This is a genomic window from Pseudomonas sp. FA-1 (genome assembly GCF_056856075.1).
In genome coordinates this window covers 74928-100004 of record NZ_JBWXTH010000002.1, presented here as the reverse complement: position 1 = coordinate 100004, position 25077 = coordinate 74928, and the positions used below count along the sequence as shown (strand labels likewise).

Annotated in this window: 24 protein-coding genes and 2 tRNA genes; 12 read left to right on the top strand and 14 right to left on the bottom strand. The window is 63.5% G+C overall.

The window, feature by feature from the left end:
* The first annotated feature begins 44 nt into the window (after positions 1 to 44).
* From AC1MHZ_RS04445 to recX, 5 genes are all read left to right on the top strand, one after another.
* A complete protein-coding gene (locus AC1MHZ_RS04445) occupies positions 45 to 593 on the top strand; it encodes a glycoside hydrolase family 19 protein (RefSeq protein ID WP_482966061.1) in 549 nt (182 codons plus the stop codon).
* A complete protein-coding gene (locus AC1MHZ_RS04440) occupies positions 590 to 1087 on the top strand; it encodes a lysis system i-spanin subunit Rz (RefSeq protein ID WP_482966060.1) in 498 nt (165 codons plus the stop codon). Before AC1MHZ_RS04445 ends, AC1MHZ_RS04440 begins: the two co-directional genes overlap by 4 nt.
* Positions 1088 to 1145: 58 nt before the next feature.
* Positions 1146 to 1628, top strand: coding sequence for a CinA family protein (locus tag AC1MHZ_RS04435; RefSeq protein WP_482966059.1), 483 nt, complete (start codon positions 1146 to 1148; stop codon positions 1626 to 1628).
* A 105-nt stretch (positions 1629 to 1733) separates the two neighbouring features.
* Positions 1734 to 2801: a recombinase RecA gene (recA, locus tag AC1MHZ_RS04430; protein WP_084854453.1), complete on the top strand. Its 1068-nt coding sequence runs from the start codon at positions 1734 to 1736 to the stop codon at positions 2799 to 2801.
* Between the two features lie 8 nt (positions 2802 to 2809).
* A complete protein-coding gene (gene recX / locus AC1MHZ_RS04425) occupies positions 2810 to 3277 on the top strand; it encodes a recombination regulator RecX (protein WP_084854454.1) in 468 nt (155 codons plus the stop codon).
* A 154-nt stretch (positions 3278 to 3431) separates the two neighbouring features.
* Here the strand turns inward: recX and AC1MHZ_RS04420 are convergent, their stop codons facing one another.
* Positions 3432 to 4550, bottom strand: a complete 1119-nt coding sequence (locus AC1MHZ_RS04420) for an LOG family protein (protein ID WP_324818645.1) — start codon at positions 4548 to 4550, stop codon at positions 3432 to 3434.
* Positions 4551 to 4952: 402 nt separating this feature from the next.
* Between AC1MHZ_RS04420 and AC1MHZ_RS04415 the strand changes: the two genes are divergently transcribed.
* Positions 4953 to 5159 (top strand): hypothetical protein, encoded by a 207-nt coding sequence (locus AC1MHZ_RS04415; RefSeq protein ID WP_084854456.1) that lies wholly within the window; start codon positions 4953 to 4955, stop codon positions 5157 to 5159.
* Here AC1MHZ_RS04415 and AC1MHZ_RS04410 read toward each other — a convergent pair whose 3' ends face one another.
* A complete protein-coding gene (locus tag AC1MHZ_RS04410) occupies positions 5160 to 5582 on the bottom strand; it encodes a quorum-sensing-regulated virulence factor family protein (protein ID WP_084854457.1) in 423 nt (140 codons plus the stop codon).
* A gap of 219 nt (positions 5583 to 5801) precedes the next feature.
* Between AC1MHZ_RS04410 and AC1MHZ_RS04405 the strand changes: the two genes are divergently transcribed.
* From AC1MHZ_RS04405 to AC1MHZ_RS04395, 3 genes are all read left to right on the top strand, one after another.
* A complete protein-coding gene (locus AC1MHZ_RS04405) occupies positions 5802 to 6512 on the top strand; it encodes a tRNA-uridine aminocarboxypropyltransferase (RefSeq protein WP_084854458.1) in 711 nt (236 codons plus the stop codon).
* A 258-nt stretch (positions 6513 to 6770) separates the two neighbouring features.
* On the top strand, positions 6771 to 7421 hold the full coding sequence (gene erdR, locus AC1MHZ_RS04400) for a response regulator transcription factor ErdR (protein ID WP_084854459.1): 651 nt from the start codon (positions 6771 to 6773) through the stop codon (positions 7419 to 7421).
* Positions 7422 to 7494: 73 nt separating this feature from the next.
* Positions 7495 to 7857: a diacylglycerol kinase gene (locus AC1MHZ_RS04395; RefSeq protein WP_084854460.1), complete on the top strand. Its 363-nt coding sequence runs from the start codon at positions 7495 to 7497 to the stop codon at positions 7855 to 7857.
* On the opposite strand, the gene AC1MHZ_RS04390 is transcribed toward AC1MHZ_RS04395, so the two are convergent.
* Positions 7858 to 8784: a LysR family transcriptional regulator gene (locus tag AC1MHZ_RS04390; RefSeq protein WP_324818653.1), complete on the bottom strand. Its 927-nt coding sequence runs from the start codon at positions 8782 to 8784 to the stop codon at positions 7858 to 7860.
* Positions 8785 to 8904: 120 nt separating this feature from the next.
* Here AC1MHZ_RS04390 and fpr point away from each other — a divergent pair, with 120 nt between their 5' ends.
* Positions 8905 to 9684 (top strand): ferredoxin-NADP reductase, encoded by a 780-nt coding sequence (gene fpr / locus AC1MHZ_RS04385; protein ID WP_084854462.1) that lies wholly within the window; start codon positions 8905 to 8907, stop codon positions 9682 to 9684.
* Between the two features lie 351 nt (positions 9685 to 10035).
* On the opposite strand, the gene tsaA is transcribed toward fpr, so the two are convergent.
* The 5 genes from tsaA to rimO all read right to left on the bottom strand — a co-directional run bounded on the left by tsaA (position 10036) and on the right by rimO (position 14066).
* On the bottom strand, positions 10036 to 10731 hold the full coding sequence (gene tsaA, locus AC1MHZ_RS04380; protein ID WP_084854463.1) for a tRNA (N6-threonylcarbamoyladenosine(37)-N6)-methyltransferase TrmO: 696 nt from the start codon (positions 10729 to 10731) through the stop codon (positions 10036 to 10038).
* Between the two features lie 6 nt (positions 10732 to 10737).
* A complete protein-coding gene (locus tag AC1MHZ_RS04375; protein WP_324819138.1) occupies positions 10738 to 11199 on the bottom strand; it encodes a YehS family protein in 462 nt (153 codons plus the stop codon).
* A gap of 49 nt (positions 11200 to 11248) precedes the next feature.
* Positions 11249 to 11959, bottom strand: a complete 711-nt coding sequence (locus AC1MHZ_RS04370) for an rRNA pseudouridine synthase (RefSeq protein WP_480460520.1) — start codon at positions 11957 to 11959, stop codon at positions 11249 to 11251.
* 122 nt (positions 11960 to 12081) lie between these two features.
* Positions 12082 to 12540, bottom strand: coding sequence for a GNAT family N-acetyltransferase (locus tag AC1MHZ_RS04365; protein ID WP_084854465.1), 459 nt, complete (start codon positions 12538 to 12540; stop codon positions 12082 to 12084).
* 194 nt (positions 12541 to 12734) lie between these two features.
* On the bottom strand, positions 12735 to 14066 hold the full coding sequence (rimO, locus tag AC1MHZ_RS04360) for a 30S ribosomal protein S12 methylthiotransferase RimO (protein WP_324819033.1): 1332 nt from the start codon (positions 14064 to 14066) through the stop codon (positions 12735 to 12737).
* A gap of 238 nt (positions 14067 to 14304) precedes the next feature.
* Between rimO and AC1MHZ_RS04355 the strand changes: the two genes are divergently transcribed.
* Entirely contained in the window at positions 14305 to 16203 is a 1899-nt protein-coding gene (locus tag AC1MHZ_RS04355) for a potassium transporter Kup (RefSeq protein WP_084854467.1), read from the top strand.
* A gap of 167 nt (positions 16204 to 16370) precedes the next feature.
* Here AC1MHZ_RS04355 and AC1MHZ_RS04350 read toward each other — a convergent pair whose 3' ends face one another.
* From AC1MHZ_RS04350 to AC1MHZ_RS04335, 4 genes are all read right to left on the bottom strand, one after another.
* A complete protein-coding gene (locus AC1MHZ_RS04350) occupies positions 16371 to 17663 on the bottom strand; it encodes a virulence factor family protein (RefSeq protein WP_482966058.1) in 1293 nt (430 codons plus the stop codon).
* On the bottom strand, positions 17663 to 20305 hold the full coding sequence (gene mprF / locus AC1MHZ_RS04345) for a bifunctional lysylphosphatidylglycerol flippase/synthetase MprF (protein WP_482966057.1): 2643 nt from the start codon (positions 20303 to 20305) through the stop codon (positions 17663 to 17665). Before mprF ends, AC1MHZ_RS04350 begins: the two co-directional genes overlap by 1 nt.
* A 393-nt stretch (positions 20306 to 20698) precedes the next feature.
* Positions 20699 to 20775: transfer RNA gene (locus AC1MHZ_RS04340), tRNA-Met, on the bottom strand.
* Positions 20776 to 20896: 121 nt separating this feature from the next.
* Positions 20897 to 20973: transfer RNA gene (locus tag AC1MHZ_RS04335), tRNA-Met, on the bottom strand.
* A gap of 218 nt (positions 20974 to 21191) precedes the next feature.
* Between AC1MHZ_RS04335 and dinB the strand changes: the two genes are divergently transcribed.
* A complete protein-coding gene (gene dinB, locus AC1MHZ_RS04330) occupies positions 21192 to 22250 on the top strand; it encodes a DNA polymerase IV (RefSeq protein ID WP_416768138.1) in 1059 nt (352 codons plus the stop codon).
* 75 nt (positions 22251 to 22325) lie between these two features.
* On the opposite strand, the gene AC1MHZ_RS04325 is transcribed toward dinB, so the two are convergent.
* Both AC1MHZ_RS04325 and AC1MHZ_RS04320 read right to left on the bottom strand, forming a co-directional pair.
* On the bottom strand, positions 22326 to 23279 hold the full coding sequence (locus tag AC1MHZ_RS04325) for a hypothetical protein (RefSeq protein WP_324818409.1): 954 nt from the start codon (positions 23277 to 23279) through the stop codon (positions 22326 to 22328).
* An 11-nt stretch (positions 23280 to 23290) separates the two neighbouring features.
* A complete protein-coding gene (locus AC1MHZ_RS04320; RefSeq protein ID WP_084854472.1) occupies positions 23291 to 25006 on the bottom strand; it encodes a proline--tRNA ligase in 1716 nt (571 codons plus the stop codon).
* Positions 25007 to 25077 lie beyond the last annotated feature (71 nt).

Here is a 25077-nt window from a genome sequence, read left to right as displayed (position 1 = left end):
GGCCCTGCGGCGGGCGCCGTCGACCCTCTTTCAGGAGATACAGCATGCTCACGGAGCGACAGATTGAAGCTATCTACCCACTTGCCGGCCAGCGCGCCGGCATTTTCGTACAACCACTGAACGACGCCATGGCCCGCTGGGAAATCGACCACCCCAAGCGTATCGCGGCCTTCCTCGCCCAGGTCGGCCATGAGTCCGGCCAACTGCGCTACCTCAAGGAGCTTGGCAGCGACCGCTATCTCTCGCGCTATGACACCGGCAGCCTGGCCTTGCGCTTGGGCAATACCCCCGAGGCGGACGGCGATGGCCAGCGTTATCGAGGCCGGGGCCTGATCCAGGTCACCGGGCGCAACAACTACCAGGCATGCAGCCGGGCGCTGTTCGGTGACGAGCGGCTGATGGCGCAGCCGCAGATGCTGGAGCAGCCTCGCTGGGCCTGTGAATCGGCAGCCTGGTTCTGGCATTCGCGTGGGCTCAATGGGCTGGCCGATCGCGGCGAGTTCAATCGCATCACCCGACATATCAATGGGGGGCTCAATGGTCTGGAGGACCGACTGGCGATATGGGCCCGGGCGCGCGAGGTGTTGTCGTGAGCCGCCTGCACCTGGGGTTGTGCATGGTACTGATGCTGTTGTCGGCGACCCTGGCCTGGCAAGTCCAGGGCTGGCGCCTTGGCCGATTGCTGGCGCAGCAGGCCCAAACCCAGGCCCGCGAGGCGCAGGTGCAGGCCGAGGCCGCGACACGTCAATTGCTGGCTGAGCGCGAGGGGCGTCAGCAACTGGAGCGGCGCCTGCACGATAACGAATCACGCTATTTCAAGGAGCTTTCCGATGCCCGACAGACCCAGGTTCGCCTGCGTGATCGCCTGGCTACTGCTGACCTGCGGCTGTCGGTCCTGGTCGAGCGCGACGCCACCTGTGCCGCACTGCCTTCCACCGCCGATGCCGGCGGCCTGGATAATGGCCCCGTACACGCCCGACTTGACCCGGCGCATGCTGGACGAATTATCGCCATCACCGACCGGGGCGACCGCGGACTGATCGCCTTGCGTGCCTGCCAGGCCTACATACGCGCCTTGGTGCGCTGAACGCTTGCCTGGGTTGTCGAGGGTGGTAGGGTAGTGCGCAGTCTTCAAGGAGTGCGCCATGGACCCGATCACCGTTCTCTCCACCCGCCTGGGCGAGCACCTGCGGCGCTTCAATGCCCAGGTGACCGCTGCTGAATCCTGCACCGGTGGGGGCATCGCCGAGGCCATCACCCGCATCCCCGGGAGCTCGGCCTGGTTCGAAGCCGGCTACGTGACCTACTCCAATCGCCAGAAGACCCGTCAGCTGGGGGTGCCCGAAGCGCTGTTCGCCGACGTAGGCGCCGTCAGCCAGGAAGTGGTCGAGGCCATGGTCCGCGGTGCCCAGGCTGCCAGCGGGGCGCGCTTTGCCGTGGCGGTCAGTGGCGTAGCCGGGCCGGATGGCAGTTCACCGGCCAAGCCGGTGGGTACCGTATGGCTGGCCTGGGCCGACGGCAGCCATGTAACCAGTGAGCGCCGGCACTTCGACGGCGACCGCGAAGCGGTGCGCCGACAGACGGTGATCGCCGCGTTAGACGGCTTGTTACAGCTTGGTGCGGAGTAAATCGCTGGCGGGGGTTTGCGGAATCGTATCCCTGTGGAATAATACTGGCTACTTATACAGGTATTCCCGGCCCCAGGGCCGCCAGTCGATCACGTGAGGATTTCAATGGACGACAACAAGAAGCGCGCCTTGGCTGCGGCCCTGGGTCAAATCGAACGCCAGTTCGGCAAGGGCGCAGTCATGCGCATGGGCGATCACGAGCGTCAGGCCATTCCAGCCATCTCCACCGGCTCCCTGGGCCTGGACATCGCCCTGGGCATCGGCGGCCTGCCAAAAGGCCGTATCGTCGAGATCTACGGTCCGGAATCCTCGGGTAAGACCACGCTGACCTTGTCGGTCATCGCCGAAGCCCAGAAGAACGGCGCCACCTGCGCCTTCGTCGACGCCGAACACGCCCTCGATCCGGAATATGCCGGCAAGCTGGGCGTCAATGTCGACGACCTGCTGGTTTCCCAGCCGGATACCGGTGAACAGGCCCTGGAAATCACCGACATGCTGGTGCGCTCCAACGCCGTCGACGTGATCATCGTCGACTCCGTGGCGGCCCTGGTGCCCAAGGCCGAGATCGAAGGCGAGATGGGCGATATGCACGTAGGCTTGCAGGCTCGCCTGATGTCCCAGGCGCTGCGCAAGATCACCGGTAACATCAAGAACGCCAACTGCCTGGTCATCTTCATCAACCAGATCCGTATGAAGATCGGCGTGATGTTCGGCAGCCCGGAAACCACCACCGGTGGTAACGCCTTGAAGTTCTACGCCTCTGTGCGCCTGGACATCCGCCGTACCGGCGCGGTCAAGGAAGGCGACGAAGTCGTGGGCAGCGAAACCCGCGTCAAGATCGTCAAGAACAAGGTCTCGCCACCGTTCCGCCAGGCCGAGTTCCAGATCCTCTACGGCAAGGGCATCTACCGCAACGGCGAGATCATCGACCTGGGCGTGGCCCAAGGCCTGGTGGAGAAGTCCGGTGCCTGGTACAGCTACCAAGGCAACAAGATCGGCCAGGGCAAGGCGAACGCCGCCAAGTTCCTGCAAGAGAACCCAGCCGTGGGCGCCGAGATCGAGAAGCAGATCCGCGAGAAGCTGCTCAACGCTGGTGCCGTCGCTGCTGCAGGCAAGGCTGCTGCCGCCGAGGCCGATGCCGACGACATGGCTGACGCCGACGCTGGTTATTGATTGGCCCTATGTCCGTCGTACTCGACACCCCCGTCGCCGTCCGACGGACAGCCATGGACCTGCTCGCACGCCGCGAGCATGGTCGTGTCGAGCTGACGCGAAAACTGCGTCAGCGCGGTGCACCGGATGAGCTGATCGAGCCCGCGCTCGATCGGCTTGCCGAAGAAGGGCTGCTCAGTGAGGCCCGTTATCTCGAGAGTTTCATTTCCTACCGTTCCAATGCCGGCTACGGCCCCGCGCGTATTCGCGAAGAGCTTGGCCAGCGTGGCCTGAACCGTGGTGATATCGACCAGGCCCTGCGTGAAAGCGGGGTGGACTGGGCGGCCCGGTTGCAGGATGTCTGGCAACGCAAGTTCGCCGGGCAACGCCCCCATGATCCCCGTAGCCGAGCCCAGCAAACCCGATTCCTGGCCTATCGTGGTTTCCCCATGGAACTGATCGGTCGGCTGCTCAGTGGCCGGGATCTGGACGACTGAGCATTCTCACACAGGAGCGGGTCGGAGCAACGCTCTTGAGTTGCCTGCCCCGGCCCTATCGCTGACAAGCCAGCGCCCACAGGTATGACGGTGTTTCTGAAAACAGCGCAGGACCGGTGAGAGCCGGTACATACCCCTCAAGGCAATCCCTTCTTCAATCGACCTTCAAGGCCTCCCGCGCCCGTTGGGTGGTATGCATCGGCTGCGGCTTGGCCCAGTTTTCCGGTAGGTTGATGAAGTCCACCAGCTCGCGCAAGCGGCCTTGGTCTCGACCGTTGAAAGCGAAGGTCAGCCGCGTGAGATGGCTGAAATTGCCTACCTCATGTTCAAGCCCGCTATCAGGTTGTTGGTGGTATTTGCCGCTCAGGCGCAGGTCGGCGAACCCCTCCTGGATGTCATAGAGCGCCGCGTCGCTCAACGGGTGGTGCATGCGAATGACGAACTGGTTTTTCAGCCAGCGGCTGGAATGGTAGTTGCTGTAGAACTGGTTGATTTCCTCGACGGCTTCGTCGGCGCTGTGCACCAGGCGTAGCAGTTTCAGGTCGCTGGGCAGGATGTAGCGGTTTTCTTCCAGTTGCCGGCTGATGAATGCCAGGGCGTCTTGCCAGAAACTGCCGCCGGGCGAGTCCAGCAGCACCACCGGCACCAGCGGGCTCTTGCCGGTCTGGATCAAGGTGAGCACTTCCAGCGCTTCATCGAGGGTACCGAAGCCGCCCGGGCACAGGACCAGCGCGTCGGCTTCCTTGACGAAGAACAGCTTACGGATGAAGAAGAAGTGGAACGATAGCAGCTTCTCCGTGCCATCCACCGTGGCGTTGGCATGCTGCTCGAAAGGCAGCGTGATATTGAAGCCCAGGCTGTGCTCGGTGCCAGCGCCTTCATGGGCGGCAGCCATGATGCCACCGCCGGCCCCGGTGATGACCATCAGGTCCGAGCGGGCCAGGGTCGCCCCCAGCTCTCGGGCCAGGGCATACATGGGATGCTCCAGCGGCGTACGCGCCGAGCCGAACACCGTGACCTTGCGCCGCCCCTTGTAGCGTTCCAGGGTGCGGAAGGAATGGTCGAGTTCGCGCAGGGCCTGCAAGGTGATCTTGGCATTCCAGCGGTCGGTGTCGTCGTGGGCCATACGCAGGATGGTCAACATCATGTCGCGGTACAGCGGCAGGTTGGGGCTGCCGGGGGCGACCAGTTGCAGCTGTTCTTCAATCTTGCTCAGGTCGATACCGTTGTCTCTGAAGTGATTGAACAAGAGTTCATTCGGTTGGTAAGGCATTCAACGTCTCCTTCTGCAGCAGAACCTCTGACCGGGTCGATGGCATATCCCGGCCGCGACACTGCGTGTGTCGCTGGCTGCTCTAGCTCGAGTGTGCACACCGAGCATTGCAGTAGGCCTTCAAGGCCATGGTGCAGTGGCAAATCCATCACGTTGTCGTTCTATATTTGGACCGCAAATACCGTGCCCTCGGCATTCTCCTCGGTTTGCCGGAAATACACGGGGGGTGCTATCAATCTAGACCCTGGCGCGCAAACGTGCCGCCTCGGGTGACCCTGGCCGGGCGAAGGGCACGCAAACAGGCGAGACAGAACGAGCAATCGCCACTCGTCGGATCGGATCCAAGCCTTGCGAAGCTCTGGTTAACTGGAGGCGCGGCGTTTCGATGCAGGAGGTTGTGGTATGCATCGGTTGGTGATCGAGGTGGACAGGCAGCTATACCTGCTGCTGGAGCGGGCAGCTCAGGCCAACCACCTGAGCCTTGAAGCGGAGTGCCTGCGTAGGTTAGGCGTCGGCGAGCGGCGGTCGCGCTACCTCCAGGCCCTGCTGGCAGAGCTGCGCGCCGACGAAGAGCAGCGGCGCGCCAATGACAACGGCCGGGTGGCCTGATTACTTCTTCTTGTTGCCTGCTACGCAACTGGCGTTATCGAACGCCTGATCCATGATCGGCTGGTTGGTCTTGTACACGGTGAACCGGTAGACCAGTACGGCGCCCTTGGACATCAGCTGACGGTAGCCGTTGTTACGGCAAACGCTGTCACCCAGCTGGCTGCGCACTTGCTCCGGGTTGGCGCGCATTCGCTCGGCATGGCTCTCGCGCACGCTCAGGTGGTTGACCAGTGCCTTGCCTTTCTCGACGGTGTAGCCCTGGTCGAGAATATCTTCGTTGATGGCGCGGGGCGTGCCGACGCTGCTTTCCTTGGCGACCTTCTCCAGCATCTGGTTGAGCTCGTATTCCTGCTTGGAGGCTGCCTGGGCCGCCAGGGGCAGGGCGAGCAACAGGCTCAAGGCCGGGATGGTAAAACGCAGCATGAATCTCTCCTGGTTCGATGACTGGCACTTTGACCTGCGCCGGCGAGCGGCGTTCCGTGGCCCCCGCATCGATGGGGATCCCAGGTCGCAAAAGCGTGATTATAAAGGAGGCGTCCGGCCGCCTGCACGGCAAATGACGCCGCCTCTGGTAGACTGGCGGCTCGTTTCTCGCCGAGTTGTCGCAGTGTCCGTTCCTTATCTCTCCAGAGGCTTGCAGCCATGAGCCACGCGGTAGCGCGCCTGCGCGCCGAGCGCCTGGCCCGCAGCAACAAACCTTTCATTGCCCGTGGCTCGCGCGCGCTGCGCTGTCCGGATTGCCGGGTGATCGCCAGCCATTGCCTATGCGCCCTCAAGCCCAAGGTGCAAGCCGAGGCCGGGGTGTGCCTGGTGATGCACGATACCGAGCCATTGAAGCCGACCAACACCGGCTGGCTGATTGCCGACCTGGTCGAAGATACCGCAGCGTTCGGCTGGCAGCGCACCGAGGTCGACCCGCGCCTTTTGGCGTTGCTCGATGACCCCCAGTGGCAGCCCTATATCGTCTTCCCGGGCGAGTTCGTGGCGCCGGAGCGGGTGGTCAGCGACGTGGTACGCGAGCCTGGCAAGCGGCCGCTGTTCATCCTGCTCGATGCGACCTGGACCGAAGCACGCAAGATGTTCCGCAAGAGCCCATACCTTGACCGCTTCCCGGTGCTGAGCCTGCAGGCCGAGCAGATGTCGCGCTATCGCCTGCGTCGTTCCAAGCGTGACGACCATTTCTGCACGGCCGAGGTTGCCGCCATGTGCCTGGAGCTGGCCGGCGATCAGCAGGCCTCCCGGGCCCTGGATGCCTACCTGGATGTCTTCAGCCTGCACTACCTCAGTGCCAAGCGGCACCTGCCGCTGGACTTGCAGGACGATACCCACCAGCGCTTGCATACCTTCCTATAGTCCAAGGGGCAGGTGCGCCGGATTGGTTCATAATGTCCGGGCTGGCAGCCAGGAAGGCGGGGACGACCGGGCGATTGGCTTGACCACCCGGAGCGTGCTCGGCATTCTTGGCGCCGATTCGGGCACGACGAAGATGCTGTTACCCCGGACTTCGCCGTGCCTTACCGGCCGGCGGCCCTGCCGTTCGCGCCTTGAGTTGCCTGCCAGGTGCTTCCTCCACCCCTCTAGCGCCTGGCACAGAACAGGATCCATAGATCGATGGCCACATACGAAATCCTGATTGCCGATGACCACCCGCTGTTCCGCAGCGCTCTGCGCCAGGCCGTTACCCTCGGCCTGGGGCCCGACGTGCGCCTGGTCGAGGTGGCGAGCATCGCCGAACTGGAAACCCGCCTGACCGAGAAGGCCGATTGGGATCTGGTCCTGCTGGACCTGAATATGCCCGGTGCCTATGGTTTCTCCGGCCTGGTCCTGCTACGTGGGCAGTACCCGCAGATCCCGGTGGTGATGGTGTCGGCCCAGGAAGAAGCGGCCGTGGTGGTCAAGTCCCGCGAGTTCGGCGCCAGTGGCTTCATTCCTAAATCCAGCAACCTGGACGTCATCCAGGATGCAGTGCAGAAAGTGCTCGACGGCGAGGTCTGGTGGCCGCCCCAGGCGTTCGAGAAGGTCGATGTCTCGGCCGAAGCCAAGGCTGCCAGCGAAGGTCTGGCGAGCCTCACCCCTCAGCAGTTCCGGGTGTTGACGATGGTCTGCGAAGGTTTGCTGAACAAGCAGATCGCCTATGAGCTGAATGTCTCGGAGGCGACCATCAAGGCCCACGTGACGGCGATCTTCCGCAAGCTCGGAGTGCGTACCCGCACCCAGGCGGCCTTGCTGCTGCAACAACTGGAATCGGTTGCGAGCAGCTAAGTCCCCGTCCGTTCACGCTTTTTTGACTCGGGTTGGACTAATCTGCCGGCCCTTTACCGGTGAAGTGACTCCCATGTCGCCATTCAAGGGCCAAACCGGCCTCAAACGTATCTTCAACGCCGCCGGCTATTCGCTGGACGGCCTGCGTGCCGCCTTCAAGGGCGAGGCCGCGTTCCGCCAACTGGTGATCGCCAACCTGGTGCTGATTCCCCTGGCGTTCTGGTTGCCGGTCACCCGTGTGGAGCGGGCGATCCTCATCGCCGTCTGCCTGCTGGGGTTGATCGTCGAACTGCTCAACTCGGCGGTGGAGGCGGCCATCGACCGAATCTCCCTGGAGCGTCACCCCTTGTCGAAGAACGCCAAGGACATGGGCAGCGCCGCCCAGTTGGTCGCCATGACCATGGTGGCGCTGGTGTGGGGCGTGATCCTGCTCTGATCAGGCGATCGGCGGCAGGACGATCTCGTCGCTGCGGCTGACGCCGGCGGTGAAGCTGCGGCACAATTCGAGAAACTCTCGCATGGCAGAAGTCTGGTACTTCTGCTTGTGCCAGATGAAATAGAACTGCCGCGACAGGTCCAGTTGTGGGGTTTCCACCGGCACCAGGCTGCCACGGCGGAACGCATCGCGCAGAGCCAGACGCGAGATGCAGCCGATGCCCAGGCCCGACTCCACGGCGCGCTTGATCGCCTCGGTGTGTTCCAGCTCCAGGCGGATGTTCAGGTTGGCACGATGGTGGCGCATGGCTTGGTCGAAGGTCAGGCGGGTGCCGGAGCCTTGTTCGCGCAAGATCCAGGCTTCGTGGGACAGTGTCTCCACGTCCGCCCTGCCGGCCTTGGCCAAAGGATGCTGCGGCGCACAGAACACTACCAGTTCATCTTCCACCCATGGCTGCACCTCGATGTCCGGGTGGCTGCAGTCGCCTTCGATTAGACCCAGGTCAATTTCATAGTGGGCCACCTGCTGCACGATATGTACGGTGTTCTGCACATGGAGCTTGACCTGGCTCTCGGGGTGGCCCTGCATGAAGCTGCCGATGAGCAAGGTGGCCAGATAGTTGCCGATGGTCAGGGTGGCACCGACCGCCAATGAGCCGAAACCGGTCTTGCCGTTGAGCAGGTCTTCGATTTCCTTGGCCTGGTCGAGCAGGGCCACGGCCTGGGGCAACAACTGGTGGCCCAGGGCATTGAGGCTCAACCGTTTGCCGGCGCGGTCGAACAGCTGGCAGCTGGATTGACGCTCCAGTTCAGTGATCGAGGTACTGGCAGCCGATTGCGACAATGCCAGGACGCTCGCCGCCCGTGACACGCTCTGGTGCTGGGCGACGGCGACAAAGACTTGTAGCTGACGAAGCGTGAATCGCATATCTATATAACCGATAAGACATATCTTGATAATCCATTTAACAGATATTGTCGCTGCCCCTAAAATATCGCGCAATAGTGCGCTTGGTCCGCGCTGCGTCTTTCTTCAGGAGCCCCATAGATGAGCAACATGAACCACGAACGTGTCCTCAGTGTGCACCACTGGAACGACACCCTGTTCAGCTTCAAGTGCACCCGTGACCCGGGCCTGCGCTTCGAGAACGGTCAGTTCGTGATGATCGGCCTGCAGCAGGACAATGGCCGTCCGCTCATGCGCGCCTACTCGATCGCTTCGCCGAACTGGGAAGAGCATCTGGAGTTCTTCAGCATCAAGGTGCCGGATGGTCCGCTGACCTCCCAGCTGCAGCACCTGAAGGAAGGCGATGAGATCATCATCAGCAAGAAGCCTACCGGTACGCTGGTCCTCGACGACCTGAACCCGGGCAAGCACCTGTACCTGCTCAGCACTGGCACTGGCCTGGCGCCGTTCATGAGCGTCATCCAGGATCCGGAAACCTACGAGCGCTTCGAGAAGGTGGTCCTGGTTCACGGTGTACGCTACGTCAACGAAGTGGCCTACCGCGAATTCATCACCGAGCACCTGCCGCAGAACGAGTTCTTCGGCGATGCGGTACGTGAAAAGCTGATCTACTACCCGACCGTGACCCGTGAGCCGTTCGAGAACCAGGGCCGCCTGACCGACCTGATGCGCAGCGGCAAGCTGTTCAGCGACATCGGCCTGCCGCCGATCAACCCGCAGGACGACCGCGCCATGATCTGCGGCAGCCCGAGCATGCTCGACGAGACCGCTGAGGTCCTGGACAGCTTCGGCCTGAAGATCTCCCCGCGCATGCGCGAGCCGGGCGATTACCTGATCGAGCGTGCCTTCGTCGAGAAGTAAGCGGCACGCTGCATAAGAAAACGCAGGCCTTGGCTTGCGTTTTTTATTGCCTGTGGAATACAGAGAACTATTGATCAGTGCTGCCTCCTGTGGGAGATCACCCAGCCCTTTGGGCTGTGCTGTCGCGCAGAGAACAAGTGGCTAGCGCCGCCTTCTTCTGTAGGAGCGGGCTTGTCCCGCGATTGGGCCGGCCCAGCCGCCGCGGCTGTATGGCAAGGGCGAAGCCCTTGCCAGGGGCGGTCGAGCCTAATCGCGGGACAAGCCCGCTCCCACAAAGAGCCCGTAATATCAAATAGTTATGAGTTGTTCTATAGGGCTTGCCCCGCGATCGGCCATTGGTAGCGCTGCAAATCAAAGGTCTTGCACTACTTCCAATACGCGAATCTCATCAGGCTGCGGGTAGTGCCAGCGCACCTGCACGTCCCAGAACTTCACCCCATACACCCGCTCGGCCGGCGGCACCTGGTACGCCGGTCGCGGGTTCTGCGCCAGGCATTGCTCGATCAGCTCCACCAACGGCTCCCCCAGGCGCACGGCATGGGCATGGGCCTGGGGCAGGGCGCTTTCACTCCAGCTTACGGCAATCGCCTCAGGTGCATCGCTGGCCATCTGGTTGATGGCGCCGTCGATACGGTCGGCGTACGGCACATAGGGCTTGATATCCAGCACCGGCGTGCCATCGAGCAGGTCGATGCCCGACAGCAGCAGGCGCCCCGGTTCCACGCCTTCCAGGCGCACCACCGATTGGCCGATGCCATTGGGCCTATGGGTCGCACGTGTGGCGAACACGCCCATGCTCTTGTTGCCGCCCAGGCGCGGCGGGCGGACCTTAAGGCGCGGTTTGTCTTCCAGGGCTTGGTGGAACAGGAACAGCAGCCAGACATGGCTGACCTGCTCGAGCCCGGCCACCGCATCGCCCTGGTCGAACGGCGGCAACAGTTCCAGCACGCCACGCGCCGCTGGCGCCAACTGCGGTTGACGCGGGATGGCGAATTTCTCCTTGAAGCAGGAGCGGACGATACCGACCGGTGAAACCGTATGCTGCATGGTCACTCAGCCACGCACGCGCAGGGTCAGGCCCTTGAGGAAGTTGCGCAGCAACTGGTCGCCGCAAGGGCGGTAGTTGTCGTGCCCGACCTTACGGAACAGGGCGCTCAGCTCTGGCTTGGACACCGGGAAGTTCACCGACTTGAGAATCACGTGCAGGTCTTCTTCCTTGAGCTCGAAGGCTACGCGCAGTTTCTTGAGGATGGTGTTGTTGCTCACCGGCACTTCGATCGGTTGCGGTGCACGGCTGTCGTCGCGGCCGCGGCGATGGATCACCAGGCCATCGAGAAAGTGCGCCATGACCCGTTCAGGGCAGCGCACGAAGCCGGCTTCGTCCTCTTTCTTCAGGTAGGTGGCCAGTACCAGCGGGTGTACCTCGAGGCCGGACAGCCCGATGATCTCGGCCATTTTGGCGTCGTTCACCTTGAGCATGTAGCGCAGGCTACGCAGGACATCGTTGTGGTTCATGTGACAGATCCTGTTCAAGCGCCACGCAGACCATGGCGTGGCGGTAATGCTAGAAGCGTTCGTTGACAGCCAGGTAGCGCCATTGGCCGGTAGGCAGCTTGCCCATGGACACGCCGCCCAGGCGGATACGGCGCATGCCCAGCACCTTCAGGCCGAGGCTGGCGCAGAGGGCGCCGATCTGCCCGGGGCGTGGGTTCTTCAGGGCCAGGCGCAGGTGGTTTTCGTTCTGCCAGCTGGCCTTGGCCTTGGGCAGCTCCTGACCGCTATGGGTGATACCCCGGGCCAGGCGTTGCAAGGCTTCTGCAGGCGCCTGGCCTTCGACCTGGACGATATATTCCTGCTCCAGGCGATGCAGGTCCGCCTCGACCTTGCGCGTTACCCGCCAATCCTGGGTATAGAGCTGCAGCCCGCTGGCGCCGGGCTCCAGGGGCGCGATGCAGGACAGCCTGGCGAAATGCCCGTGCAGCGGGCGCACCGCTGGCGGGTGGGCTTCGCTGAGGGTGGCCATGGTCATGCTGGTCCGGCCCGTCTCGGCGTCCTGGCCGGTCAGATGGTTGAGCAGCAGGGTGACAGGCGGCAATTGCTCGGCACGGGCACCGGGCAGCAGGGCGACCTGTTCGGCTGAGACTTTGTACTGGGGTTGTTCGACCACCACGCCATCCACCGTGACCCAGCCGCCCTCGATAAACAGCTCGGCCTCCCGGCGGGAGCAGCCGAGTTGCTCGATGAGGCGTTTGGACAGGCGCACGGGTTCAGACATGAAAGCGATTCGCATAAGGGCAGGGGAAGCCGACATTGTACCTGCCCAGGCGACATTGGGGCTGGGAATCTACGCCATTTACGCCATTTCAGGGGAGGTGTACGGCATCCTTCGCCCCAATCTCAAGGTTTCGTAGGAATCAGCCTCATGTGCAGCAGGGGGTAGGGTTGGCCCAGGCCATCGGTTTCCGAGCGGCCACTGACTTCGAAGCCCTCATGCAGGTAGAAGCCCAGGGCCTTGGGGTTTTGTTCGTTGACGTCCAGGCGCTCGGCGTTCAGTTCATCGACGGCATAGCGCAGCAGGCGTTTGCCGATACCCTGGCCGATGAACTCAGGGTCCACGAACAGCATGTCCAGCCGCCCGTTGGCCACGCCCGCGAAGCCGCGGATGCGCTTGGCGGTGTCTTTGCAGCAGACCAGCATGACGGCGTCGAGGTACTGGCGCAGCACGTATTCGCGCAGCAGCACGATATAGGCGTCCGGCAGGAAATCATGGGTGGCACGCACCGACGCTTCCCAGATCCGGACCAGCTCCGGGTAGTCGCTTACGTGTGGGGTTTGTAGCGTCAGGGACGATGACATTGGGCTTTCCTCGTGGGGCATAGAGGAAAACATAGATGCTAAAAAATACCCTGCCAGTGAGAGCGGTTTCGCCGCTGCGCAGCCCATCGCGGCACAAGGCCGCTCCTACAGGTTCGCGCAAACCCTGGAGCGGCCTTGTGCCGCGAAAGGGCCGCAAAGCGGCCCCGACGATCTTAAGTGGCTGGCAGAAAACCTCAGACAGGCTCGGCCCACATGTCGTACTCGTCGGCATCGACGATGCGGCAGCGTACCTTGTCGCCCGGCTTGAAGCCGTGGTCGCCGTCGATGAACACGCTACCGTCGATTTCCGGCGCGTCGAAGAAGCTGCGGCCGACCGAGCCCTGTTCCTCGACTTCGTCGATCAGCACGTCGATCTCCTTGCCGATACGCAGCTGCAAGCGTGCGGCACTGATCGCCTGCTGGTGCGCCATGAAGCGGTCCCAGCGCGACTGCTTGACGTCGTCCGGTACTTCGTCCAGGCCCAGGTCGTTGGCCGGGGCGCCTTCGACAGGCGAATACTGGAAGCAGCCGACGCGGTCGAGCTGGGCTTCGGTCAGCCAGTCGAGCAGGTACTGGAAATCTTCTTCGGTCTCGCCCGGGAAGCCGACGATGAAGGTCGAACGGATGACCAGCTCAGGGCACTGCTCGCGCCAGCGCTTGATGCGAGCCAGGGTGCGGTCTTCGAAGGCCGGGCGCTTCATGGCCTTGAGCACCTTGGGGCTGGCGTGTTGGAAGGGGATGTCCAGGTACGGCAGGATCTTGCCGGCAGCCATCAGCGGGATCACGTCGTCGACGTTCGGGTACGGGTAGACGTAGTGCAGACGCACCCAGGCACCCAGGCTGCTCAGGGCTTCGCACAACTCGAGCATGCGGGTCTTGACCGGGCGACCGTTCCAGAAGTCGGTCTTGTACTTGACGTCCACGCCGTAGGCGCTGGTGTCCTGGGAGATCACCAGGATTTCCTTGACCCCGGCCTTGACCAGGCGCTCGGCCTCGCTCAGTACCTCGCCCACCGGGCGGCTGACCAGCTTGCCGCGCATGGACGGGATGATGCAGAAGCTGCAGCTATGGTTGCAGCCTTCGGAAATCTTCAGATAGGCGTAGTGGCGTGGGGTCAGCTTGACGCCCTGGGGCGGTACCAGGTCGATCAGTGGGTTGTGGTCCTGGCGCGGAGGCACCACCTCATGCACGGCGTTGACCACCTGCTCGTACTGCTGCGGGCCGCTGACCGACAGCACGCTCGGGTGCACGTCGCGGATGTTGCCTTCCTCGACGCCCATGCAACCGGTGACGATGACCTTGCCGTTTTCCTTGATCGCCTCGCCGATCACTTCCAGCGACTCGGCCTTGGCGCTGTCGATGAAGCCGCAGGTATTGACCACCACTACGTCGGCGTCCTCGTAGGTGGGCACGACTTCGTAGCCTTCCATGCGCAGCTGGGTCAGGATGCGCTCGGAATCGACCAGAGCTTTCGGACAGCCCAGGGAAACAAAGCCGACCTTCGGCGTGGCGGGAGTGGTGGACATGACTAACCTCGGTATTGAATACGGCTCGCCCGGCCGGAATTGAAGGGGGCGATCCTGACGGGCGCTTTTGGCGCCTCTGATCAAAAAGTGCGCAATTCTAGCGAGCACAAGGACGCTTGACCAGCAGAAAAGCGACGAACGCTGAGCTATGCTTCGCGCCATTGTGCCGGGGCAGGCGTGACACCTTGGCGCGGGTGTGAATTCTATCGGCCTGCAAGGCCGTCTGCGGGAGTGGTCGATGGTTCAGGCAAGCAGTCACGCCGAAAGTGGGCAGGGAGCGGCCCGGCCGCTGAGCCTGCTGGTGGCAGCGGTAGGGGTGGTGTATGGCGACATCGGCACCAGCCCGTTGTATACCCTCAAGGAAGTGTTCACGGGCGGGTATGGCGTCACGGTCAACCATGATGGCGTGCTGGGGATCCTAGCGCTGATCTTCTGGTCGTTGGTGTGGGTGGTGTCGGTCAAGTACGTGATCTTCATCTTGCGTGCAGACAACCAGGGCGAGGGCGGCACCATGGCGCTGACCGCCCTGGCCCGGCGCGCCGTGGCGCCTTATCCGAGGCTGCGCATGGTCATGGTCGGCTGCGGGTTGATCGGTGCCTCGTTGTTCTATGGCGACAGCATGATCACCCCGGCGGTGTCGGTGCTGTCCGCGGTGGAGGGCATGGGGCTGGCCTTCGACGGCATCGACCACTGGGTAGTGCCCATTGCCGTGGTGATCCTGGTGGCCTTGTTCCTGGTGCAAAAGCACGGCACGGCGAAGATCGGAATCCTGTTCGGGCCGGTGATGGTCGCCTGGTTCCTGGTGCTGGCGGCGTTGGGCGTGCATGGCATCCTGCAGAGTCCCGAGGTGCTCAAGGCACTCAACCCGGCGTGGGCGGTGCGTTTCTTCATCGTCCACCCGGGCGTGGGGGTGGCGATCCTGGGCGCGGTGGTATTGGCCCTGACCGGGGCCGAGGCGCTGTATGCGGACATGGGCCACTTCGGTCGCAAGCCCATTGCCCGGGCCTGGTTCGCCCTGGTGCTGCCAGCGCTGGTGCTCAACTACTTCGGCCAGGGCGCCATGTTGCTGCAGGACCCGGCTGCGGCACGCAACCCGTTCTACCTGCTGGCGCCCAGCTGGGCCTTGCTGCCCTTGGTAGGCCTGGCCACACTGGCCACGGTGATCGCATCCCAGGCAGTGATTTCCGGTGCCTTCTCCTTGACCCGACAGGCCATCCAGCTGGGCTATGTGCCGCGCATGCAGATCCAGCACACCTCCAGCGACGAGCAGGGGCAAATCTACATCGGCGCGGTGAACTGGGCCTTGATGGTCGGCGTGGTGTTGCTGGTGATCGGTTTCGAGTCTTCCAGCGCGTTGGCGGCAGCCTATGGTGTGGCGGTGACCGGTACCATGCTGATGACCACAGTGCTGGTGTCGGTGGTGATGTTGCTGCTATGGAAGTGGCCACCCGTGCTGGCGGTGCCGGTGCTGCTGGGCTTCTTGCTGGTCGACGGGCTGTTCTTCGCGGCCAACCTGCCCAAAGTCGTGCAGGGTGGCGCGTTCCCGGTGCTTGCGGCGATCGTGTTGTTCGTGCTGATGAGCACCTGGAAGCGTGGCAAGCAGATCCTCGTGGAGCGCATCGATGACGCGGCGCTGCCGTTGCCGCTGTTCATCAGCAGTATCCGCGCGCAGCCGCCGCACCGGGTGGAGGGCACCGCGGTATTTCTGACCGCACGCTCGGATGCCGTGCCCCATGCGCTATTGCACAACCTGTTGCACAACCAAGTGCTGCACAGTCAGGTCGTGCTGCTGACAGTGGTCAGTGAAGACCGCCCGCGGGTGCCGGAGCATGAACGCTTCGAGGTGGAGGCCTATGGCGACGGTTTTTTCCGGGTGCTGCTGCACTTCGGCTTCATGGACGAGCCTGACGTGCCGGCGGCATTGCGTTTGTGTCACCTGGACGCGCTGGATTTCAGCCCGATGCGCACCACCTACTTCCTCAGCCGCGAGACGGTGATCGCTTCACGGCTCGAAGGCATGGCGCGCTGGCGTGGCAACCTGTTCGCCTTCCTGTTAAAGAATGCCAACGGCAACCTGCGATTCTTCAACCTGCCGTTGAATCGGGTGATCGAGCTGGGGACGCAGGTGGAGATCTGAACCGTTGTCTTGAGCAGTAGCCTTGCGCGGCCGATTATCGAGGCCGCTGTGCGGCCCAATCGCGGCACAAGGCCTACCTCGCTATAGCGCCCGACGCGGTCGTGTAGGAGCGGCCTTGCGCCGCGAAAGGGCTGCCAAGCGGCCCCCCGCAAGGCCATTCCTGCGTTTCAGTTCTGCTCCGCCACGCTGGCCTTGCCCTGGCGGGTCTCGATCTCGCCGATGAGGCGCTTGGCCAGGGCCGGGTAGTTCTCGTCGAAGTGGTGGCCGCCTGGAAGTTTCACATGTTCGCCGACGGCGGTCTTGTCCGTGCAACCACTCTCGTCGGCTTCCTCGACGCCATACACACACACCACCTTGGAAGCCGGCAGCCTGGCCATCTCCGGCCCGGTTGGCGCTTCCTGGCCTTCCTTGCCCAGCCAGCCCTCGACCTCGATCTCGAAACTGCCACTGCGGGCGAACGCCAGCAGGATCACCGCATCGACCCGTCGCTTGTCTTCGTCCGGCAAGCGGTTGTAGATCGCCGGAAGAACATCGGCACCGAAGGAATAGCCGGTGAGCACGAAGCGTTTGGTCCCCCACTTCTGGCGGTAGTGCTGCATCAGCTCCGAAAGGTCCGCGGCACTCTGTTCCGGGCTCTTGTGCTGCCAGTAGTAGCGCAGGGTATCGATACCGACCACCGGGTAGCCGAGCTTGGCCATTTCCCCGGCCACGTCGCGGTCCAGGTCACGCCAACCGCCGTCGCCGGAGAGGAACAGGGTCACCGTGTCGGTGGTCTGCCCGGCCGGAACCTCGACCACCGGGATGTTCAGGCCATTGCCATTGTTGCCCACCAGGGCCTGGGTCAGTTGCGCCTTGAGTACCTGCGGCAGGTGGATGTCATAGTCGCTGATGCTGGTTTCGGCGTTGGCCTGGTTGCGCACGAAGGCTGCGCTGGCATCGTCGGGGTTGTCGTTCCAGGCCACGTTCCAGTGCCCGTGGGCGGCCGCTTGGGGCAAGGGCTGGCAGCCGGGTTGCTCCAGGGTGAAACCTACCGAGATGGCGCGGGCCTTGTCATCGTCTTGGGCAGCGAGCCAACGCCAGGCCTGGGCGGCACCAGGGCCGATACCGGCGACCAGGTTCGCAGGTGCGGACAAGGCCTTCATGGCTTCGTCCAGTACCTGTTGCTGCCGGGTGCAATCGCTTGGCGGCAAGACGACCTGCACCAGTTGTGCCTCGCCGGCCTGGCTCAGGTCAAGCAGCTGCCTGTCGCTCAACGCCTGCCCTGCAGGGACGGCGATGGCGACATGGCTGCGGGCATGCACGCCGGGTGTGGCACGCAGAAGGGGGCTGCCGTCGGCCAGGGCCAGGTGTTCCAAGTGGGCCTCGGGGGCGGGGCGGGTCCATAGCCAGAACGTCGCGGCGCCTGCCAGCAAGGCCAGGAAAAATGCGCTGCATACGTACAACCAATAGCGTCGGATCATCAACGTTTCACCAAACCAGTCAGGCCGCCTGCGATCAGGGCGGCGGTATCGGCCAGCGCCACCAGCGGGTCGAGCCCGGCCGGCACGGCCATGTAGCGGGGTTCCCAGTCCGGTTGGAACTTGTCCTTGAAGCGTCGCAGCCCCTGGAAGTTGTAGAGCTGCTCGCCGCGCTGGAACACCATCGAGCCCAGGCGTTGGGTCAGGGGCGCGCCACGCCTTGGCTGCAGGCCGGAAAGCGGTACCATGCCCAGGCTGAAGTGGGCGTAGCCCTGGCTTTTGTAGTGCTGGATCAGGCCGATCATCAAGAATTCCATGGTCAGCTTGGGCGCCTCGGGGTGGGCACGCATCAGGTCCAGGCTGGTCAGCTCGTTGCCATGGGTTTCAAGGAGGTTGGCGAAGGCCACCGGGCGCCCCTGGAAGCGGATCAGGGCGATGCGAAAATGGCGCAGGTAGTCCTGGCTGAAGCGGCCCAGGGAAAAACCTTTCTCGCGTACGTTCTTGCCGCCGAGCCAGGCGTCAGAAATCTCCTTGAGCGCCGCCAGCGGTGCCTGGCCGGGTTCATGGATCTCCAGAGCCAGGCCATCGCGCCCGCCTCGGTTCCAGGTGTAGCGCAGGTCTTTCATTTCCTTGCCTTGGGCCTGCAGATCGAAGCGCTGCAGGTCGACCCGGGCTTCCTCGCCGAGCTTGAGCGCAGTCAGGCCGATGTCCATGTAGTAGGGCAGGTTCTGCGCACGCACTTGGTAGAACACCGGCCGGGCATGGTGCAGGTCGCACAGGTCGCGGAACTGCCAGATCATCTCGGCACGCGCCTCGGCGGGGCCGATCGGGTCGTACAGGGCGACCAGGCTACGGCCTCGGCGGGCGTACATGAGGAAGGCTTCGTCGTTGGGGTGGAAAAGCAGCGCCTTGTCGCCGGTCAGGGCCAGGCCGCCATCGGGTTGGTCGGAGTCCAGCAGAATGCGCTTGGCCCGTTGCAGTTCTTCTTCGGTGGGCAGGTGGATGACTGGCCGCGCGGTACGCAGCAACCAGGTGAGGGCGACGATCACCAGCAGCATGGCACTGCCCATGGCGGCGCGCAGGCCGCGGGGTGCGTCGGCATCCAGGGTGAACTGCCACCACAGTTCGTGGCTGTAGGGCACGTCCTGATAGGCGAATAACAGCAGCCACAATGAGGCACCGAGCACGCAGACACTGGCCACCAGGTAGACCGGTGAGAATGGCAGCTCCAGCAGTCGGCTGGGCCGGTAGAAGGAACGGCGGAACAGGGCCAGCAGCGCTGCGGTGACACTCAGTATGCAGGCTTCCTCCCAGTCGAAGCCTTTGAGCAGGGACAACACGGCGCCCACCAGCAACAGCACGGTGGTCAGCAGCCAGGCCGCTGACAGCCGTCGCCTCAGGCCCTGGGCCAGCAGCAGGCACAGCACGCCGACCAGGCTGGCGCCGAAGTGTGAGGCGTCGATCAGGCGATGGGGGATAAGAAAGCCCATGTGTTCCAGGCGCGTGTCGATCTCGGGCGTGGCGCCGGAAAACAGCAGCACGACGCCTGATAGGAACACCAGAATCGCCAGCACCGGTGCGGCCAGCCCGGCCGCGGCATTGATCGCCTGGCGGGCGAACAGCAGGCGGCGCGCTTCGCTGGCCAGCAGCAATACGCAGGCCACCAGCAGGGGCAGCACCACATAGATGAGGCGGTACAGCAGCAAGGCGGCGGCCAGCGGTGCGGCGCCCAGTTGCTCGGCGAACGCTGCAAGCAGCACGGCCTCGAACACCCCGACCCCGCCCGGTACGTGGCTGAGCACGCCTGCTGCCAGGGCCAGCAGGTAGACCAGGACAAAGGCGCCGAACGGCGGGGCGTCGGGCAGCAGTAGGTACAGCACCGTGGCTGCGGCGATGACATCCAGGCCCGTGACCAGCAGTTGCAAGGCCGCCAGGCGTAGGCCAGGCAGGCGCAAGGTCCGTCGCCCGAACCGCACCAGCACGTTATCGGCCAAGGGTTGTTCGGGCAGGCGCCGGCGATAGAGGCTGGCCACCAGTACAGCGGTGATCGCCAGCACCGCCACGGCGATACCGGCCAGCACGGGGGCGGGCAGGCGTAGCGCAGCGGCGGCAGCCGGCAGGTCACCGAGCGTTGCCAGTGCCGCCAGGGGTGGCAGGGCACAGCCCAGTGACAAGCTGGCGAACACGGTCATGCGGGCGATTTCTGCTGCGCCCAAGCCATGGCGTGCATACAGGCGATAACGCACCGAGCCGCCAGAGAGGATCGACAGGCCGACGGCATTGCCAATAGCGAAGGCACTGAACCCTCCCAGGGCGAGGGTGCGCGCGGGGAGGGGCACCGCGGCGTAGCGGCTGGCCGACCATTCATAGCCGAGCAGGGCCGTGAAACCCAGCGCGGTGGCCAGCAGTGCCCCAGCCAGGGACGGGCCCGGCACGCTGAGCATAGCGTCATGCAGGGCATGGATGTCCAGTTCGCTCAGCAGGTGGCGACAGGCGACCAGGGCCAGGCTGAACAGCAGCAGGGTCAAGGCTAGGCCAAGGGGCTGGCGGTATCGGCTCAGCCGTTCCAGCCAAGGCAGGCGATGGGCGGCCTTGGGCAGCGTGGTGGCAAGAGGCACCGGGTTTTGGGTGTCATGCGCATTCATAGGTAACCCCGGGCAGGCTGCGCGAGGTTGGGCAGAGGTGCGGCCAAGTGAAAGTCTCTTCGGAAAACGTATCCAGATATTACTCCTGGCCGACGCGCTTTCAGCGCTCTGGCAGGGTTAAAGATAGTTCATCCGAAGGTGTGACTTTGCGGCACGCTGCCATGCCCTCCTGTAGGAGCGGCGGTGCGGCGGTCCGACTTGTCCCGCGATCGGCTGCAAGCAGCCGTGAAACCACCCACGTCGATACAACAGACAGAACAGGTGTCGCTGGTTTGCGGCTGCTTTGCAGCCGATCGCGGGACAAGCCCGCTCCTACAGGGGGACGTATTTTTCGGGGGTAGAAACGACAAACCCCGCACTGCTTTCACAGTGCGGGGTTTGTTCTGACGAATATGGTTGCGGGAGCCGGATTTGAACCGACGACCTTCGGGTTATGAGCCCGACGAGCTACCAGGCTGCTCCATCCCGCGTCAGTGGGGCGCATTCTACGGATTTCTGAGTGGCTGTCAAGCATTACTCTTTGATTTTCCGTCGATTTTTTTCAGGGCAAGAAAAAAGGCCACTGCATAGACAGTGGCCTTCTTCTGAATCTGGTTGCGGGAGCCGGATTTGAACCGACGACCTTCGGGTTATGAGCCCGACGAGCTACCAGGCTGCTCCATCCCGCGCCTGTGAGATCGAATTCTACGGAAATCCTGCCCCATGTCAAGGCTTATTTTGAAAAATCCTTTTTTGTTCAATCCCTTAGCGTCGATCGCGTGGCTGCAGCTCAGTCATGGCGGGGCTTGCAAGGAATTTGGCGGTTTTACTGGAAGGCTGCTGACGCCGTTTCGTCCCATGGAGTAGTATCTGTATGAATTTACAGTGCTGACGGTCATCCATGTCCCTGCGCAAGATCATCCATATCGACTGCGATTGTTTCTATGCCGCGATCGAGATGCGCGACGACCCGCGGCTGGCTGGCCGGCCCATGGCCGTGGGCGGGGCGCCGGAGCAGCGTGGGGTCATCGCTACCTGCAATTATGAGGCGCGTGCCTATGGAGTGCGCTCGGCCATGTCGTCGCGGCATGCCTTGAAATTGTGTCCGGACCTGTTGATCGTCAAGCCGCGTTTCGAGGCCTACCGCGAAGCCTCCCGGGAGATCCATGCGATCTTTCGCGACTACACCGACCTGATCGAGCCGCTGTCGCTGGACGAGGCCTACCTGGATGTCAGTGACAGCCAGTGGTACGCCGGCAGTGCCACGCGCATTGCCGAGGATATACGCAGGCGGGTCGCCAAGACCTTGCACATCACGGTGTCTGCCGGTGTGGCGCCGAACAAGTTCCTGGCCAAGATCGCCAGCGACTGGCGCAAGCCCAATGGCCTGTTCGTCATCACGCCACCTGAAGTCGAGGCCTTCGTGGCCGCGTTGCCCGTCGCCAGGCTGCATGGGGTGGGCAAGGTCACGGCCGACAAACTGGCGCGCCTGGGCATCGATACCTGCCTGGAACTGCGCGACTGGTCACGGCTGGCGCTGGTGCGTGAGTTCGGTAGTTTTGGCGAGCGGCTGTGGGGCTTGGCGCGGGGTATCGATGAGCGCAGTGTGCACAATGACAGCCGGCGCCAGTCGGTCAGCGTGGAAAACACCTACGACACCGACCTGCCGGACCTGGCGAGCTGCCTGGCCAAACTACCTGAGCTGCTGCGCAGCCTGAACGAGCGTATCGCGCGGATGGACAGCAGCTATCGGCCCGACAAACCGTTCGTCAAGGTCAAGTTCCATGACTTCAGCCAGACCACGTTGGAGCAGGCGGGCGCGGGGCGAGACCTGGAGAGCTATCGGCAGTTGTTGAGCCAGGCCTTTGCCAGGGGCGGCAAGCCGGTGCGGCTACTGGGGGTGGGGGTACGTTTGCGGGATTTGCGCGGGGCCCATGAGCAGCTGGAGCTTTTTCCACCGCAATAGAGCGGCAAGCGCGTAAAAGGTATAGGAGCAGCCTTGCGCCGCGAAAGGGCCGCAAAGCGGCCCCATCGATCTCAGCTACCGAACGCCCGGATCAGCCACCAGCCGCCCGGCATCCTTGGTCAAGGCATGCAGGAATTCCTGTTGCAGCTCCGGATCGTTGCGGGTCAGCTCGATCAGGCTTTGCTCCAGTTCGCTGGCTTCCTCTTCCAAGCCCAGTTCAGACAAGCGCTTGACCCGGTGGACCCATTGCCCCACCTCGTCATCCTCGAGGTCGTCGAAGATCAGCTCGTGGGCTTCCTGCAGCTTGCCCCGCAGGGCGCTGCTGACCAGCAGGCTGGCATCGGCCCGAGCCCCGTTGTCCTCGTCGGCCACGTGCAGGTGCAAGGTGCCGACGTGGTTGAGGTTCTGTTCGGAGAACGGGCTGTCCAGCAGATTCAGGCGCAACACACCGTTGTGGTCGGTGGTGAGCTCGTGGGTCAGCTTGCCGGCCTTGACCTCGACCAGCCGCTCGTTCCACGGCAGGCTGGTGTATTCCTCGCGCTTGTCTTTCTGCACCTCACTGATACCCGCCAGGTTCTGCTGGGCGCGGCCGTTGGACTGCACGTTCATGAACGGGTTGAGCCCGGCCAGGCCATAGCCGAGCCAGTCACGGGTAACGCTTTGCGGCAGGTTGCCCAGGGCGAATACATTGACCACGTTGGCGCCGATGCCAGCGACCACCGCCACCGCACCCAGGGGGATCTCGTAGATCTCCCGCCAGGCTTGGTACGGCGTGTAGCGGTCATACCGGCGAGTGACTTCGAACTCGGTGACTTCGAAGCGCTTCTGTTCATGAACCCGCACGCGCCGTTGCGGAAGCTCCATGACCTTGGGCTCGCCGACGTCGATCTGCAGGGTATGTTCGAGCAGCTTGCGCTCGGCGCGCTCCTCATGCTCGCTGCGCTGGGACATCTGGTTGGCGCAGCCGCTGACGAGCAGGGCGCCGCACAGTGCGGCGCCCCCCAGGGCAAAGGTACTTCGCTTGGACATGGCTACTCGTATCAGCGGCGAATGCGGGCTTGCAGGAAGGTCAGCACCTCGTTGAGCGGCAAGGTCTGAGCCTCCTGCTCGGTGCGGTGCTTGTATTCCAGGTTGCCTTCGGCCAGGCCGCGGTCGCTGACCACGATGCGGTGCGGAATGCCGATCAGCTCCATGTCGGCGAACTTGATGCCGGGGCTGGTCTTCTTGTCGCGGTCGTCCAGCAGCACTTCGTAGCCGGCGGCGGTCAGTTCGGCGTACAGCTTGTCGGTGGCTTCGCGAACGGCGTCGGTCTCGTAGCGCAGCGGTACCAGGGCGATCTGGAACGGTGCCAGGGCGTCGTTCCAGATGATGCCCTTGTCGTCATAGCTCTGCTCGATGGCGGCGGCGACCACGCGGGACACGCCGATGCCATAGCAACCCATGGACAGGGTCACCGGCTTGCCGTTCTCGCCCAGTACCTGGCACTTGAGCGCCTCGCTGTACTTGGTGCCGAGCTGGAAGATATGGCCAACCTCGATGCCACGCTTGATCACCAGCGTACCCTGGCCGTCCGGGCTCGGGTCGCCTTCGACCACGTTGCGCAGGTCGGCGACCTGTGGGACTGGCAGGTCGCGTTCCCAGTTGACACCGAAGTAGTGCTTGTCGTCGATGTTGGCGCCGATGCAGAAGTCGCTCATCAGGGCCACGGAGCGGTCGATGATGCATTCCAGCGGCAGGTTCATCGGGCCCAGGGAGCCGGCACCAGCACCGATGGCAGCGCGCAGGTCGGCGTCGGTGGCCATGACCAGCGGGTCGGCGACCTGTTCCAGCTTGGCAGCCTTGATTTCGTTCAATTCGTGGTCGCCACGGACCACCAGGGCGACCAGCTTGCCTTCCTCGGCACCGCGCACGATGAGGGTCTTGACGGTCTTTTCGATCGGCAGGCCGTAGTTTTCGACCAGTTGCGCAATGGTCTTGGCATCGGGCGTGTCGACCAGGCGCAGCTCCTCGGTGGGGGCAGGGCGCACGGTTTCACGCGGGATGGCTTCGGCCTTCTCGATGTTGGCGGCGTAGTCGGAGCTGTCGCTGAAGATCACATCGTCTTCGCCGGACTCGGCCAGGACATGGAACTCATGGGAGTAGCTGCCACCGATGGAGCCGGTGTCGGCCTGCACCGGACGGAAGTCCAGGCCCAGGCGGGTGAAGATATTGGTGTACGCCTGGTGCATGCGGTCGTAGGTTTCCTGCAGGGAAGCCTGGTCGGCATGGAAGGAATAGGCGTCCTTCATGATGAATTCGCGGCCGCGCATCAGGCCGAAGCGCGGACGGATCTCGTCACGGAACTTGGTCTGGATCTGGTACATGTTCAGCGGCAGCTGTTTATAGCTGGACAGCTCGTTGCGCGCGAGGTCGGTGATGACCTCCTCGTGGGTCGGGCCAACGCAGAACTCGCGGTCATGGCGGTCCTTCAGGCGCAGCAGCTCCGGGCCGTACTGTTCCCAGCGGCCGGATTCCTGCCACAGCTCGGCGGGCTGGATGCTCGGCATCAGCACTTCCAGGGCGCCGGCGGCGTTCATTTCCTCGCGGACCACCGCTTCGACCTTGCGCATCACCCGCAGGCCCATCGGCAGCCAGGTGTACAGGCCGGAGGCCAGCTTGCGGATCATGCCGGCGCGCAGCATGAGCTGATGGCTGATGACCACTGCGTCGGCAGGGGTTTCTTTCTGGGTGGCGAGCAAATATTGACTGGTGCGCATGGTGAGCCGTGTCGATTGCCTAAGACGTTGAAATGACCCCGCATTGTACGGGGGCGAAGCGAAGGCGTACA

Excerpts from the sequence above, each read along its gene's own strand:
- AC1MHZ_RS04405 (WP_084854458.1), top strand. The coding sequence starts at position 5,802 with ATGAGCCACGCGGTAGCGCGCCTGCGCGCCGAGCGCCTGGCCCGCAGC.
- AC1MHZ_RS04390 (WP_324818653.1), bottom strand. The coding sequence starts at position 8,784 with ATGCGATTCACGCTTCGTCAGCTACAAGTCTTTGTCGCCGTCGCCCAG.
- erdR (WP_084854459.1), top strand. The coding sequence starts at position 6,771 with ATGGCCACATACGAAATCCTGATTGCCGATGACCACCCGCTGTTCCGC.
- AC1MHZ_RS04370 (WP_480460520.1), bottom strand. The coding sequence starts at position 11,959 with ATGTCTGAACCCGTGCGCCTGTCCAAACGCCTCATCGAGCAACTCGGC.
- AC1MHZ_RS04445 (WP_482966061.1), top strand. The coding sequence starts at position 45 with ATGCTCACGGAGCGACAGATTGAAGCTATCTACCCACTTGCCGGCCAG.
- AC1MHZ_RS04325 (WP_324818409.1), bottom strand. The coding sequence starts at position 23,279 with ATGTCCAAGCGAAGTACCTTTGCCCTGGGGGGCGCCGCACTGTGCGGC.
- AC1MHZ_RS04365 (WP_084854465.1), bottom strand. The coding sequence starts at position 12,540 with ATGTCATCGTCCCTGACGCTACAAACCCCACACGTAAGCGACTACCCG.
- rimO (WP_324819033.1), bottom strand. The coding sequence starts at position 14,066 with ATGTCCACCACTCCCGCCACGCCGAAGGTCGGCTTTGTTTCCCTGGGC.
- AC1MHZ_RS04375 (WP_324819138.1), bottom strand. The coding sequence starts at position 11,199 with ATGAACCACAACGATGTCCTGCGTAGCCTGCGCTACATGCTCAAGGTG.
- mprF (WP_482966057.1), bottom strand. The coding sequence starts at position 20,305 with ATGAATGCGCATGACACCCAAAACCCGGTGCCTCTTGCCACCACGCTG.
- fpr (WP_084854462.1), top strand. The coding sequence starts at position 8,905 with ATGAGCAACATGAACCACGAACGTGTCCTCAGTGTGCACCACTGGAAC.
- recX (WP_084854454.1), top strand. The coding sequence starts at position 2,810 with ATGTCCGTCGTACTCGACACCCCCGTCGCCGTCCGACGGACAGCCATG.
- AC1MHZ_RS04350 (WP_482966058.1), bottom strand. The coding sequence starts at position 17,663 with ATGATCCGACGCTATTGGTTGTACGTATGCAGCGCATTTTTCCTGGCC.
- AC1MHZ_RS04435 (WP_482966059.1), top strand. The coding sequence starts at position 1,146 with ATGGACCCGATCACCGTTCTCTCCACCCGCCTGGGCGAGCACCTGCGG.
- AC1MHZ_RS04410 (WP_084854457.1), bottom strand. The coding sequence starts at position 5,582 with ATGCTGCGTTTTACCATCCCGGCCTTGAGCCTGTTGCTCGCCCTGCCC.
- AC1MHZ_RS04355 (WP_084854467.1), top strand. The coding sequence starts at position 14,305 with ATGGTTCAGGCAAGCAGTCACGCCGAAAGTGGGCAGGGAGCGGCCCGG.
- AC1MHZ_RS04320 (WP_084854472.1), bottom strand. The coding sequence starts at position 25,006 with ATGCGCACCAGTCAATATTTGCTCGCCACCCAGAAAGAAACCCCTGCC.
- AC1MHZ_RS04420 (WP_324818645.1), bottom strand. The coding sequence starts at position 4,550 with ATGCCTTACCAACCGAATGAACTCTTGTTCAATCACTTCAGAGACAAC.
- recA (WP_084854453.1), top strand. The coding sequence starts at position 1,734 with ATGGACGACAACAAGAAGCGCGCCTTGGCTGCGGCCCTGGGTCAAATC.
- tsaA (WP_084854463.1), bottom strand. The coding sequence starts at position 10,731 with ATGCAGCATACGGTTTCACCGGTCGGTATCGTCCGCTCCTGCTTCAAG.
- AC1MHZ_RS04415 (WP_084854456.1), top strand. The coding sequence starts at position 4,953 with ATGCATCGGTTGGTGATCGAGGTGGACAGGCAGCTATACCTGCTGCTG.
- AC1MHZ_RS04395 (WP_084854460.1), top strand. The coding sequence starts at position 7,495 with ATGTCGCCATTCAAGGGCCAAACCGGCCTCAAACGTATCTTCAACGCC.